The 12,816-nt window shown below is 63.9% G+C and carries 10 protein-coding genes and 1 pseudogene; 6 read left to right on the forward strand and 5 right to left on the reverse strand.

Annotated elements, in window-relative coordinates; all coding sequences use genetic code 11:
* Positions 1-314: 314 nt before the first annotated feature.
* Positions 315-1,739, reverse strand: coding sequence for an aminotransferase-like domain-containing protein (locus L1P09_RS10750; protein ID WP_029888035.1), 1,425 nt, complete (start codon positions 1,737-1,739; stop codon positions 315-317).
* Between the two features lie 325 nt (positions 1,740-2,064).
* Here L1P09_RS10750 and L1P09_RS10755 point away from each other — a divergent pair, with 325 nt between their 5' ends.
* Positions 2,065-3,477, forward strand: coding sequence for an amino acid permease (locus tag L1P09_RS10755; protein ID WP_235768803.1), 1,413 nt, complete (start codon positions 2,065-2,067; stop codon positions 3,475-3,477).
* Between the two features lie 3 nt (positions 3,478-3,480).
* Here L1P09_RS10755 and L1P09_RS10760 read toward each other — a convergent pair whose 3' ends face one another.
* A complete protein-coding gene (locus tag L1P09_RS10760) occupies positions 3,481-3,660 on the reverse strand; it encodes a hypothetical protein (RefSeq protein WP_054903809.1) in 180 nt (59 codons plus the stop codon).
* A 111-nt stretch (positions 3,661-3,771) separates the two neighbouring features.
* On the opposite strand from L1P09_RS10760, the gene tam reads away from it, so the two are divergent.
* The 4 genes from tam (at position 3,772) to L1P09_RS10780 (ending at position 8,049) form a co-directional block, all read left to right on the forward strand.
* Positions 3,772-4,548 (forward strand): trans-aconitate 2-methyltransferase, encoded by a 777-nt coding sequence (tam, locus tag L1P09_RS10765; protein WP_235768804.1) that lies wholly within the window; start codon positions 3,772-3,774, stop codon positions 4,546-4,548.
* Between the two features lie 153 nt (positions 4,549-4,701).
* Complete coding sequence (locus L1P09_RS10770; RefSeq protein ID WP_235768805.1) at positions 4,702-5,412, forward strand: YebC/PmpR family DNA-binding transcriptional regulator; 711 nt, start codon at positions 4,702-4,704, stop codon at positions 5,410-5,412.
* Between the two features lie 115 nt (positions 5,413-5,527).
* Positions 5,528-6,472 (forward strand): LysR family transcriptional regulator, encoded by a 945-nt coding sequence (locus tag L1P09_RS10775; RefSeq protein ID WP_054903811.1) that lies wholly within the window; start codon positions 5,528-5,530, stop codon positions 6,470-6,472.
* Positions 6,473-6,636: 164 nt separating this feature from the next.
* A complete protein-coding gene (locus tag L1P09_RS10780) occupies positions 6,637-8,049 on the forward strand; it encodes a DOPA decarboxylase (protein ID WP_182389340.1) in 1,413 nt (470 codons plus the stop codon).
* A gap of 33 nt (positions 8,050-8,082) precedes the next feature.
* Here the strand turns inward: L1P09_RS10780 and L1P09_RS10785 are convergent, their stop codons facing one another.
* Entirely contained in the window at positions 8,083-9,456 is a 1,374-nt protein-coding gene (locus L1P09_RS10785; protein ID WP_029885538.1) for an MFS transporter, read from the reverse strand.
* 291 nt (positions 9,457-9,747) lie between these two features.
* On the opposite strand from L1P09_RS10785, the gene quiC reads away from it, so the two are divergent.
* Entirely contained in the window at positions 9,748-11,655 is a 1,908-nt protein-coding gene (gene quiC / locus L1P09_RS10790) for a 3-dehydroshikimate dehydratase QuiC (RefSeq protein WP_054903813.1), read from the forward strand.
* 25 nt (positions 11,656-11,680) lie between these two features.
* Here the strand turns inward: quiC and L1P09_RS10795 are convergent.
* A pseudogene (locus tag L1P09_RS10795) lies at positions 11,681-11,794 on the reverse strand (class I SAM-dependent methyltransferase); the annotation flags it as partial.
* Between the two features lie 6 nt (positions 11,795-11,800).
* Positions 11,801-12,664, reverse strand: a complete 864-nt coding sequence (locus L1P09_RS10800; protein WP_054903814.1) for a sensor domain-containing diguanylate cyclase — start codon at positions 12,662-12,664, stop codon at positions 11,801-11,803.
* Positions 12,665-12,816: the final 152 nt, after the last annotated feature.

The following is a 12,816-nucleotide window of genomic DNA, read 5'->3' on the forward strand; positions in this document are numbered from 1 at the left end:
GGATGAACCCCACAGGGATCGCATCAGGGCTGACAGGTGGTTGCCATAAGATATGCCGCGCCTGTTAGATCGAGCGCCGCCCGCGCGGCGCATCGCGAGCTGCGCTCGCTCCTACGTTTGTTTCGGGCCAGTGAGGTCTGGGAGAGGCGCGCGCGACCGCCATGTCAGTACGGCGCGATATTGAGGCATGCGCCAAATGGTTCGCGCGCAAACCCCACAGGCATAATTGGCCCGAAACAAACGTAGGAGCGAGCGCAGCTCGCGATGCGCCGCGCGGGCGGCGCTCGATCTCAAGTTCACACGACCGGTATGGCTTAAAGCCCAGCCCGACGCACATGCTTGACCAACACTTTCTCCAGCAACTCCCACATCGCCGGGTCGGTGCTGAACGCCACGTTGAAGCGCATCCAGCCGGTGGCTTTGGCATCGACCATGAACAACTGCCCAGGCCCGAGCATGATGCCTTTCTCCAGCGCGTCGTCCAGCAATGCCGCGCTGTCCGGGAGCGCCGGATGGCGGGTCCAGATGTACATGCCTTCGTCGGACTCAATGAACAGTTCAAAGCCCAATCGATGCAGATGCCGGCCAACTTCCTGATGCGCCTCCGCCAGGCGCTGGCGAAGACGCTTGAGGTGCTTGCGCCAGCGGCCGTCGATGACCGCGGCATAGACCACACGCTCCATTACCTGCGATGTGGTCAGGCCCGAACGCATTTTCAGCTGCAGCAGTTTCTGCATCAGCTCGGGGTTGGCCAGCATGTAGCCGACGCGCACATTGGGCGAAATGCTCTTCGAGTAGCTGCCTACGTACACCACCTGCTGCAGGTGGTCGAGGCTGGCCAGGCAGGGCTGCGGCTCGGCGACCATGTCGGCGTACAGGTTGTTCTCGACCAGGCGGAAGCCGTGCTGGCTGGCCAGCTGCAACAGCCGGTGCAGCTGCGGCAGCGGGGTGCGCGAGCAGGTCGGGCTGTGCAAATGCGGCTGGGTGAAGAACGCCGTCGGGCGGTGATGGGCGAGCAACTGCTCCAACTGGTTCAGGTCGTAGCCCGCCGGGGTACGCGGGACGCCGACCAGCGTCGCGCCCTGGGTACGCAAGATGCTCATCAGGTTCGGGTAGCCCGGGTCGTCCACCAGTACCACGTCCCCCGGCCGGACCAGCGTGCGTGCGGCCAAGTCCAGCGCCTGGCTGGCGCCGTGGGTCAGCATCAGCTGCGCCGGGTTGGCCACTATCGACAATTCCTGCTGCAGGTTCTGCGCGGTCAGTGCACGCAGCTCCGGCAGGCCCATGGGGTCGCCATACCCCGACAGTTCCAGCGGGCTGCCGGCCACCTGGCGCAGGCCACGGCGCAGGCCCTCTTCGTACATCCAGTCGTTGGGCAGCCAGCCACATCCGGGTTTGTAGGGCAACTGACGGATCTCGAAGATCTGTTGCAGGTACCACTCGGAGTTGAACGTTGGTCGACTGGTGTCGGCCTCGGCGTTGTGCTGCTCCAGCAGCTCGGCTGCCGCGCGGTTGACGAAAAAACCTGCATTGCCCCGGCTCACCAGCAAGCCCTGGGCCACCAGGCGATCGTATGCCTCGACCACGGTGAAGGTACTCACCGAGTAGCTCGCGGCAAAGGCGCGAATCGAGGGCACCTTGGCGCCAGGCTTGAGGGTCTGGTTATCGATCAGCTCGCGCAGCGCGTCGATGATCTGGTTCACCAACGGGGTCGAGGAGTCTGGATGTAGTTCGAGCATTCGGGGCCTTCAGGGTGCGTATCGCCAGGCAATTGCAGGGTGTACTGCATAGGCGACCTGTACAGTGCAGTGCGAGTTTGATGCCACTGTGCATGGCTCTCTGCGTCGGACATTTTTACATTAGGTGTCAGATATCGCCACCAATAGCATGTTCAGTTCGCGCCAGGCGCCAGCCCTGGGGCGCGTCAGCAGGCCGCCATGGAAGGCCTGCGTGTGTTCGCGCACACCATCCTGCCCGCATTAGCACTGATGTACAGGTGAAACCGCCAGCCATCGGGGTTTCACGGTTTTCCTTGGATAAAAAGAAGCACGGGGTACACAACTGATGGACGCAACATCCACTACCACCACCGCGAAAAGCGGGCACGAGAGCAAGCTCAGTGCCTCGCTGAAGTCGCGCCACCTGACGATGATGTCGATCGCCGGGGTTATTGGCGGCGCCTTGTTCGTCGGTTCCGGCAGCGTGATCCACAGCGCCGGCCCAGCCGCTGTCCTGGCCTATCTGGCAGGCGGCATCCTGGTGGTGCTGATCATGCGCATGCTCGGTGAAATGGCGACTTCCTCGCCTGATACCGGCTCGTTCTCCACTTACGCCGACCGCGCCATCGGCCGCTGGGCCGGCTTCACCATTGGCTGGCTGTACTGGTGGTACTGGGTCATTCTGATGGCCTGGGAAGCTTACGTAGCCGGCAAGATCCTGCATGGGTTCTTCCCGGATGTGAGCGTCAACGTGTTCGTGCTGGCCACGACCCTGTTGCTGATCACCGTCAACTTCTTCAACGTCAAGCACTACGGTGAGTTCGAGTTCTGGTTCGCCCTGATCAAGGTGATCGCGATCGTCTGCTTCCTGATCGTGTGTACCGCTGCGGTAACCAATGTCTGGCAATTCGGTGAAGTGCGTGGCATCAGCCACCTCACCGCCGAAGGGTTCATGCCCAACGGCATTACCACGGTCATCGGCGCCTTGCTGGGGGTGATGTTCGCCTTCCTCGGCGCAGAAATCGTCACCATTGCCGCTTCCGAAGCCAAAGACCCGGCCGCTCAGATTGTCAAGGCGACCAACTCGGTGGTGTGGCGGGTGTGCCTGTTCTACGTCGGTTCGATCTTCCTGATCGTCTGCCTGGTACCGTGGAACGACCCGCACCTGGGGGTTTCCGGCTATGGCGCCTACCGCCGTACCCTGGAGCTGCTGGGCGTGCCGTACGCCGAGCTGCTGATGAACTTCGTGGTACTGACCTCGGTCAGCAGTTGCCTGATCTCGGGCCACTACACCGCTTCGCGCATGCTCTTCTCGCTGGCCCAGCGGGGCGATGCACCGTCGTTCTTCAAGATCACCCGCGCCGGCACCGGTGTACCGGTGTACGCGATCATGGGTTCGTGCGCCGTGGCCGTGGTCTGCGCGCTGATCAACTTCAGCGAGACCCTGCGCCCGAAAGACGTGCTGGAAACCCTGATGAACACCACTGGCATGATTGCCCTGCTGGTGTACCTGGTGATCGCTTTCTCGCAGCTGCGCATGCGCCGCAAGCTGATCGCCGAGGGCAAGGAAGTGCGCCTGAAGATGTGGCTGTTCCCCTGGCTGACCTACCTGGTCATCGCCTTCATCGTGACGGCACTGGTCACCATGGCCTTCATGCCTGACTACCAGATCCTGGTGATCTCCACCGGTGTGGCGGCGGCCATCGTGGTGGCCATGGGTGTGGTGCACCAGATCCGCTCTGGCAGCAAGCAGCACTAAGCGTCACTCGCGCTTGGAAACGGCCGGCTCCCGTGTGGACCCGGCCGTTTCGCGTTGTTGGGCCTGGGTTTTTTCAGCGGGCATGTGAAAGCGCTGGTTCATCCACGGTGAGCCGAGCAGGGCGGCGGCCGCGATCAGGGCCAGGATGGCAATGGCGATATAGGTTTTCAGGTGGGTGCGCATACAGCAGATGACCCTGCACCCAGCCAGACAGTTCATTGCGTGTGCCGCAACGAACGCGCCGGCCGCCACATGGCGTATGCTCCACCTATCACCCGCCTGGAGGAGCTGCACATGGCCTGGTCCGCCACCCAGTATTCGCTGTTCGAAGACGAACGTACCCGCGCCGTGCGCGACCTGCTCGCCGCCGTGCCGTCACGCCCGGTACGCCACGCCACCGACCTGGGTTGCGGCCCTGGCAATTCCACCGAGGTACTTCTGCAACGTTACCCCGATGCCCAGGTAACGGCGCTGGACAGCGACCCGGACATGATTGCCAAGGCCCGGGAACGCAAGCGCTTGTGCATCCCCCGGGTGCGCACGGTGGTTGCCGACATCAGCGGCTGGTCGGCCCCGGAGCCGCAGGACCTGATCCTTGCCAACGCCTCGCTGCAGTGGGTGCCCGAGCATGCCAAGCTGTACCCGCACCTGGTGCGCCAGTTGAGCGAAGGCGCCAGCCTGGCGGTGCAGACCCCGGATAACCTCGATGAGCCGGCCCACCGGCAATTGCGCGAGATTGCCAGCCAGGGCCCGTGGGCCACGAAGTTCGCCGACCTGCAACTGCCGCCACGGCACGGGGCGGCCTTTTACTACGACCTGCTCAGCCCGCTGTGCGCGCGGGTCGATGTATGGCGCACCACCTATCACCACCCGCTGGTGGGCGGCGCCGAGGCGGTGGTGGAGTGGTTCAAAGGCTCGGCTTTGCGCCCTTACCTGGCCAGGCTCGATGAGCGCGCGCAGGGTGATTTCCTGCAGATGTACCTGCAGGCCATGCAGCGCGACTATCCGCCGGCCACCGATGGCAAGGTGCTGTTGCCGTTCCCGAGGCTGTTCGTGATCGCTACGCGCTAGGGGCAGTTCAGCGCCAGGCGGCTGCCAGGGCGGCAGGCAAGCGGATCGAGGCTGATGAGATTTCTTGTCGAACCCATGCGCGAGGGCGTATAAACTGCACCCACTTTTGGCCGGTCGCTTCCTGAACCGGCCGCTGAAACAAAGAGAGTCGACATGGGCGCACAGTGGAAAGCCAAGCATAGAGAAACAGCTGCCAATGCCAAGGGCAAGATCATGGGCAAGCTGGCCAAGGAAATTCAGATTGCGGCCAAATCTGGCGCCGACCCGGACATGAATCCGCGCCTGCGTCTGGCCATCGTCCAGGCCAAGAAAGCCTCGATGACCCGTGAAACCCTGGAACGTGCCATCAAGAAAGGCGCTGGCCTGGACGGCGAGGCCGTGCAGTACCATGCCGTCAGCTACGAAGGGTTTGCCCCGCACCAGGTGCCGCTGATCGTCGAGTGCCTCACCGATAACGTCAACCGCACCGTTGCGCAGATCCGCGTGCTGTTCCGCAAGGGCCAGCTGGGCGCCAGCGGTTCGGTGACCTGGGACTTCAACCATGTCGGCCTGATCGAAGCCACCCCCGAAGGCGATGCCGACCCGGAAATGGCCGCGATCGAAGCCGGCGCCCAGGACTTCGAAGAAGGTGGAGAAGAGGGCTCGACCCTGTTCATTACCGACACTACCGACCTGGACGCGGTGCAGAAGGCCCTGCCCGAGCATGGCTTCACCGTGACCTCGGCGAAAATCGGCTATACCCCGAAAAACCCGGTGAGCGCGGCCAGCCTGAGCGCCGAAGCGCTGGCTGAGGTTGAAGCGTTCCTCGAAGCGATCGACGAGAACGATGATGTGCAGAATGTTTATGTTGGTCTGACCGACTGATCTGTGCAATTGGGGCCGCTTTGCGGCCCATCGCGTCGCAAGGCCGCTTCTGTAGGCGCGGCCTTGTGTCGCGAAACGAGGGCGAAGCCCTCGCAGCGGTCCGGAGCCGAACCCGATGAACCCCACCTTCGCCTCCCTCAGCCTCGCCCACCTGCGCACCCTCGACCACCTGCTGCAGCTGAAGAACCTCAGCCACGCTGCCGAGCGCCTCGGCGTCAGCCAGCCGGCCCTCAGCCGCCAGCTGGCCCTGCTGCGCGAAGCGTTCGGCGACCCCTTGCTGGTCCGCCAAGGCCGTGGCTACGTGCTCAGCGAACACGCCGAAACCCTGGTCGAGCCCCTGCGGCAAGTGCTTGAAGAGCTGCAGGCCCTGCGTCAGCCTGCAGTCTTCGACCCGGCCCGCTGCGAGCGGCGCTTCTGCCTGGCTGCCTCGGACTACGTGGCCGAACACATGCTGCCGTTGCTGGTGGCTGCGCTGGAACAGGAAGCGCCGGGTGTTTCCCTGGAATACCGCACCTGGCAGGCCGGCCAGTACGCCTTGCTGGCCAGCGGCGAGATTGACCTGGCGACCACGCTGTTCGACGAGTCGCCACCCAACCTGCACGGGCGCCTGCTGGGTGAGGACCGCGCGGTGTGCCTGATGCGCCGCGACCATCCGCTGACGGCGCAAGCCACCCTCAGCCAGGCGGACTACCTGGCGCACAAGCACGTGCGGATTTCCGGTGGCGGCGACAAGGACAGCTTCATCGACCGCCACCTGCGCGCCCAGGGCCTGCAGCGGCGGGTCAGCCTGGAGGTGCCGTTCTTCTGCGCCACGGTCAAGGTGGTTGCCGGCAGCCAGGCCGTGGCCACCGTCCCCGAGCACATCGCCCGGCAACTGAGCCGCTTGCATGGCCTGGCCTGGCGGCCGCTGGGCTTTATCGACCATAGCCAGCGCTACTGGGTGGTGTGGCACCAGCGTTTGCAGGCCTCGGCCGAGCACCGCTGGTTACGCAACCGGGTATTCGAGTTGTGGCGCCAGTCGCAGTTCGGCGTGCAGGGTGGGCATGCGCGTTTGCCATAGCAACTATGCGTGACATGGGGGTATTCGTCTGGGCATAGGCGCCTAGACTGGGGGCATTGTGTTGCCTGCGCTGGCCCTGTCCAAGCCAGCGTCCTGTTCTGTGGGCGCTGGCTTGCCTGCGATAGGGCCATAACAGGCTACGGATGACCCAAAGGAGAGCCCGCGTGACCCCCGAACAATTCCGCCAATACGGCCACCAGTTGATCGACCTGATCGCCGACTACCGCCAGACCGTGGGCGAGCGCCCGGTCATGGCCCAGGTCGAACCCGGTTACCTCAAGGCCGCCTTGCCAGGGCAAGCCCCCCAGCAAGGTGAACCCTTCGAGGCCATTCTCGACGACGTGAACGCACTGCTCATGCCTGGCCTGTCCCACTGGCAGCACCCTGACTTCTATGGCTACTTCCCCTCCAATGGCACCTTGTCCTCGGTACTGGGTGACTTCCTCAGTACCGGCCTGGGTGTGCTGGGCCTGTCATGGCAGTCCAGCCCGGCCCTGAGCGAACTGGAAGAAACCACCCTCGACTGGCTGCGCCAGTTGCTGGGTTTGTCCAGCCAATGGAGCGGGGTCATCCAGGACACCGCCTCGACCAGCACCCTGGTGGCGTTGATCAGCGCGCGCGAGCGCGCCACCGGTTACGCTTTGGTGCGGGGTGGCCTGCAGGCCGAAGCCAAGCCATTGATCGTGTATGTCAGTGCCCACGCCCACAGCTCGGTGGACAAGGCCGCGCTGCTGGCCGGCTTCGGGCGTGACAACATTCGCCTGATCCCCACCGACGAACACTACGCGCTGCGCCCGCAGGCCTTGCAGGCAGCCATCGAGCAGGACCTGGCTGCCGGCAACCAGCCCTGTGCCGTCGTGGCCACCACCGGCACCACCACCACCACAGCGCTGGACCCGCTGCGCCCGATCGGCGAAATCGCCCAGGCCCATGGACTGTGGCTGCACGTCGACTCGGCCATGGCCGGTTCGGCGATGATCCTGCCGGAATGCCGCTGGATGTGGGACGGCATCGAGCTGGCAGACTCGGTTGTGGTCAACGCGCACAAGTGGCTGGGCGTGGCGTTCGATTGCTCGATCTATTACGTGCGTGACCCGCAGCACCTGATCCGAGTGATGAGCACCAACCCCAGCTACCTGCAGTCGGCAGTGGATGGCGAGGTGAAGAACCTGCGCGACTGGGGCATCCCGCTGGGGCGCCGGTTCCGTGCGTTGAAACTGTGGTTCATGTTGCGCAGCGAGGGCGTGGAAGCGTTGCAGGCGCGGCTGCGACGCGACCTGGACAATGCCCGCTGGCTGGCAGGGCAGGTCAGCGCTGCGCAAGGTTGGGAGCTGTTGGCGCCCGTGCAGTTGCAGACCTTGTGCATTCGTCATCGGCCGCAGGGGCTGGAGGGCGAGGCGTTGGACACGTACACCCAGGCTTGGGCGCAGCGGCTCAACGCCAGCGGTGATGCCTACGTGACCCCGGCGACGCTGGATGGCCGCTGGATGGTACGGGTGTCGATCGGCGCCTTGCCGACCGAGCGGGGCGATGTGGAGCGGCTGTGGGCGCGCTTGCAGGGCGTGGTTCAGGGCTGAAATGGCTGGGGCCGCTTTGCGGCCCCGCGCCTGTCAGTGGCTTACCGCCTGGACGCTGCCTTTGCGGCTGGCTTCATAGGCTTCCTTTTCCATCGGCTTGGCCTGCGGGTTACCCAGGTCTTCCATCGCCAGGCGATGGGTTTCCGGGGCAATGTAGGCCGCCAGGGCACACACGCAAGTGATGAAGAACGCCAGCCCACCGACCACCAGCGGGATGTTGTCCGAGCCGGGTGGCGCAACCAGGGCGAACAGCGCCGGCAACATGGCAGTCAGCATGGTGCCGATGTTCTGCGCAATGGCCATGGCCGAAACGCGGTAGCGGGTTTGGAACAACTCAGGGTAGAAGCTTGGGAATACCGCGTTGTAACCCTGGTAGACCATGCCCCACATGACGATCGAGGTGATGAATGCCAGTGGCACGTTCTGAATGCTGATCGCATACAGGTAGACGAACGCCAGCAGGCCCGAGCCCAGGCAGCCGGCAATCATGGTCGGGCGGCGGCCGATCTTGTCCGACAGGTTGCCGACGAACGGAATCACCAGTACCGCGACGATGTTGCCGACCACGGGGATCCACAGGTAGACGCTCTTGTCGAAGCCGATGCCATAGGCCGGCTGCACCGCGTAGGCCGCACCGAAGATGGTGGCGACTACCGGAATCACGTTCATCAGGGCCATGAACATCACCAGCACCATGTGCTTCCAGCTGTGGCGGAACGCTTCGCTGATCGGCGACTTGGCCACTTTGTCCTGTTTCTCTTCCTTCACGAATGCCGGGGTTTCATGCACTTCCTTGCGGATGATGAAACCGGCGATCAGCACGATGGCGCTCATCAGGAAGGGAATGCGCCAGCCCCAGTCATTGAAGGCCTCGCTGGGCATGAAGTACGCCAGTGGCAGGAAGACCGCCGCTGCCATGACCTGGCCCGCCTGTACACCCTGCAGGGTAAAGCTGGCGTAGTAGCCCCTTCGGCCGAAGGGCGCGTGCTCCATGATCATCGAACTGGCGCCGGAGATTTCCCCGGCCACGGCGAAGCCCTGGATCAGGCGCAGCACCACCAGCAAGGCCGGTGCCAGGAAGCCGATGTCGTGGTAGGTGGGCAGCAGGCCCACGGCCATGGTCGACAGGCCCATCAGGAACATGCACAGCAGCAACACGTTCTTGCGGCCACGGGTATCACCCCAGTGGCCCAGCACGAAGGCGCCCACCGGGCGGGCCAGGTAACCCACGCCATAGGTGGCCAGCGAAGCGATGATGGCCATTTTCGGGTCGGTGTTGGGGAAGAAGATCTGCGGGAAAATCAGTGCAGCGGCCTGGGCATAGATGAAAAAGTCGTAGTACTCGAGTGCCGAGCCTATCCATCCACTGGCGGTCGCTTTTTTTGCTTGCGAGCTGGAGTGAGCCATCGTTGTCTCCGTTGTTATTGTTGTTTGCGCAGGTTCCGCCAGGGGTGTTTGCCAAGGCAGGAGGGAGCGGTCGGTGTGCCTGCGTCTGTGGATCATGTTGACCACGGGCCAGTTGACTGGCAATTCGCTAAAACGGGTTTTGTGCGATAATCGAACGCAAAACTAACCATTCCGTACAAAGAGATTGAAGCAGCGACTCTACCTGCGAATAATCGATCGTGCCATAAACTCTGACAGGTCTTTCTGCCTGTCTGGCACTGTATACCTTCCAAACAACAAGGAACTCCCGCCATGCAGCGTTCGATCGCTACCGTGTCCTTGAGCGGCACCCTGCCGGAAAAGCTCGAAGCCATCGCCGCCGCCGGTTTCGACGGCGTCGAGATCTTCGAAAATGACTTGCTCTACTATGCCGGCAGCCCCCGCCAGGTGCGGCAGATGTGCGCCGACCTGGGTATTGCCATTACCTTGTTCCAGCCGTTTCGTGATTTCGAAGGCTGCCGCCGCGACCGCCTGCAGAAAAACCTGGACCGCGCCGAGCGCAAGTTCGACCTGATGCAGGAGCTGGGTACTGACCTGGTGCTGGTGTGCAGCAACGTCCAGGCCGATGCCCTGGGCGATGAACAGGTGCTGGTCGACGACCTGCGGCTGCTTGCCGAACATGCTGGCAAGCGTGGCCTGCGTATCGGCTACGAAGCGCTGGCCTGGGGCCGCCACGTCAACACCTACCAGCAGGTCTGGAACCTGGTGCGCCAGGCTGACCACCCGGCCCTCGGGGTGATCCTCGACAGTTTCCATACCTTGTCGCTGAAGGGCGACCCGCGCGCGATCCGCGACATCCCTGGCGACAAGATTTTCTTCGTGCAGATGGCTGACGCACCGATCCTGGCGATGGACGTGCTGGAGTGGAGCCGCCACTTCCGCTGCTTCCCGGGGCAAGGCGAAATGGACATGGCCGGCTTCCTCGCGCCGATCCTGGCCACCGGCTACCGTGGCCCGCTGTCGCTGGAAATCTTCAATGACGGCTTCCGTGCAGCGCCCACCCGGCAGAACGCCGCCGACGGCCTGCGCTCGTTGTTGTACCTGGAAGAGCAAACCCGGCTGCGCCTGGAACAGCAAAATACCCCGATCGAGCCTGGCGTACTGTTCACCCCGCCCGCGGCCAGTCGTTATGACGGCGTCGAGTTCCTGGAATTTGCGGTCGATGAGGCCGTTGGCGCGCGCCTGGGCAGCTGGCTGAAGCGGCTGGGCTTTGCCGAAGCGGGCAAGCACCGCAGCAAGGAAGTGCAGCTGCTGCGCCAAGGCGATATCAACATCGTGCTGAACGCAGAGCCTTACTCCTTTGGCCACAACTTCTTCGAAGCCCATGGCCCGTCATTGTGCGCCACCGCGCTGCGGGTCAAGGACCAGCAGGCTGCGCTCAAGCGTGCCACTGCCTACCGTGGCCAGCCGTTCCGCGGCCTGGTCGGTCCCAACGAGTGCGAGGTGCCAGCGGTACGCGCACCCGATGGCAGTCTGTTGTACCTGGTAGAGCAGGGCACCGCCGGGCATACCCTGTATGACACCGACTTCAGCCTGGACCCGAGCGTGACCGCCACCGGTGGCCTGCGCCGCATCGACCACATGGCCCTGGCGCTGCCAGCCGAGTCGCTGGACAGCTGGGTGTTGTTCTACAAGAGCCTGTTCGATTTCGCCGCCGACGACGAGGTGGTGCTGCCCGACCCGTACGGCCTGGTCAAGAGCCGCGCCCTGCGCAGCCAGTGCGGCACCTTGCGCCTGCCGTTGAACATTTCGGAAAACCGCAACACCGCCATTGCCCATGCGCTCTCCAGCTACCGCGGTTCCGGGGTGCACCATATTGCCTTCGATTGCGACGACATCTTCGGCGAAGTGGCGCGCGCCAAGCTGGCCGGTGTGCCGTTGCTGGAAATTCCGCTGAACTACTATGACGACCTGGCGGCGCGCTTCGATTTCGACGACGAGTTCCTCAGCGAGTTGGCTTACTACAACGTGCTCTATGACCGCGACGCCCAGGGTGGCGAGCTGTTCCATGTGTACACCGAGCCCTTCGAAGAGCGCTTTTTCTTCGAGATCATCCAGCGCAAGGGGGGTTATAGCGGCTACGGTGCGGCTAACGTCGCGGTGCGCCTGGCGGCCATGGCCAAAGCCCGGAGCGGCGCGGTGCGCAAGCCGGTGCTCTGACTACGCGGTGCCCTGGAGCCTGGGCGTCAGTCATCTCGCGGCGGCGCTCGATGGCGCCGCTGCGTACTGCGTCAATCCAGGCCTGGGCATTGTGCTGCCAGCTGTCGAGCAAAGCGTCTTCAGGGGCGCGCCGGTTCATCTGTGTTCAGCCTGCCGCGGTGCGTTGCCGTTTGACCCGGTACATGTGGCCGTCAGCATGGCGCAGCAGCATGTCGGCATCGGTGCCGTCTTCGGGGAAGCGCGCGATGCCAATGCTGCAGGAAGGTGCCTGGAGCCCGGCCAACTCGGCATCCAGCGGTTCGGCCATGACGGCCAGGATATGCTGCACCTGCGCGGCCACGACCTCGGCTGACGGGCAATCGGGCAACAGTACGGTGAACTCGTCACCGCCCATCCGCGCCACCGTCGCGCTGCCCGCTACGCAGCTTTCCAGGCGCCGGGCCAGTGTGCACAGTACCCGGTCGCCCACGCTGTGGCCGTGGTTATCGTTGATCTGCTTGAAATCGTTGATATCGATAAACAGCAATGCCAATGAGCGGTCATGGCGCCGAGCGCTGGCCAGGGCGGCGTCCAGCCGTTGGTTGAACATGGCCCGGTTGGCCAGCCGGGTCAGCGGGTCGTGATGCGCCAGAAAGCGCAGTTCGGCTTCGGCCTGGTGCTGGGCGGTAATGTCCCGCGCCACGCCGATGCGGGCCTGGGCCTCCTCTGACCAGCAGGCTGCCCAGAGTATATGCACCACGCCACCGTCCTTGCGGATGTAGCGGTTGTGGAAGTCGTAATGCGGTTGGCCATTCATGACCCGCAGGATCGAAGCGCGGGTGGTTGCCAGGTCTTCGGGGTGCATGTGGTCGGTAATCGCGGTACCGACCAGCTCGCATGCCCGGTAGCCCAACAGCGCTTCGCAGGCATCGCTGACAAAGATGATCTGGTTGTCCCGGTCGACCACGAAGACCGTGTCGAGCATCAGGTGGATCAGCCTGGGGTACAACGCGTGCAGGTCTACGGGCATGGTTCACGGCGTCCTCCGCGGGATGCCCGATCATAGCTGAAACAGCGCCGGATGTGACCGGGGGGCAAGCCTTTACAGGGCAGTTTGGCCGTGCCTGAGCGCCAGCCAGGCGTGGGCAGCCACAGCAGCCGTGCAGGCGCGTTATACTGCGC

The organism is Pseudomonas juntendi (genome assembly GCF_021560075.1).
In the GTDB taxonomy this organism is placed as follows: domain Bacteria; phylum Pseudomonadota; class Gammaproteobacteria; order Pseudomonadales; family Pseudomonadaceae; genus Aquipseudomonas; species Aquipseudomonas juntendi.

What these genes read in the sequence shown, in the direction of transcription:
- L1P09_RS10750 (WP_029888035.1), bottom strand. Translation starts at nt 1,739, where the DNA reads ATGCTCGAACTACATCCAGACTCCTCGACCCCGTTGGTGAACCAGATC.
- L1P09_RS10755 (WP_235768803.1), top strand. Translation starts at nt 2,065, where the DNA reads ATGGACGCAACATCCACTACCACCACCGCGAAAAGCGGGCACGAGAGC.
- L1P09_RS10760 (WP_054903809.1), bottom strand. Translation starts at nt 3,660, where the DNA reads ATGCGCACCCACCTGAAAACCTATATCGCCATTGCCATCCTGGCCCTG.
- tam (WP_235768804.1), top strand. Translation starts at nt 3,772, where the DNA reads ATGGCCTGGTCCGCCACCCAGTATTCGCTGTTCGAAGACGAACGTACC.
- L1P09_RS10770 (WP_235768805.1), top strand. Translation starts at nt 4,702, where the DNA reads ATGGGCGCACAGTGGAAAGCCAAGCATAGAGAAACAGCTGCCAATGCC.
- L1P09_RS10775 (WP_054903811.1), top strand. Translation starts at nt 5,528, where the DNA reads ATGAACCCCACCTTCGCCTCCCTCAGCCTCGCCCACCTGCGCACCCTC.
- L1P09_RS10785 (WP_029885538.1), bottom strand. Translation starts at nt 9,456, where the DNA reads ATGGCTCACTCCAGCTCGCAAGCAAAAAAAGCGACCGCCAGTGGATGG.
- quiC (WP_054903813.1), top strand. Translation starts at nt 9,748, where the DNA reads ATGCAGCGTTCGATCGCTACCGTGTCCTTGAGCGGCACCCTGCCGGAA.
- L1P09_RS10800 (WP_054903814.1), bottom strand. Translation starts at nt 12,664, where the DNA reads ATGCCCGTAGACCTGCACGCGTTGTACCCCAGGCTGATCCACCTGATG.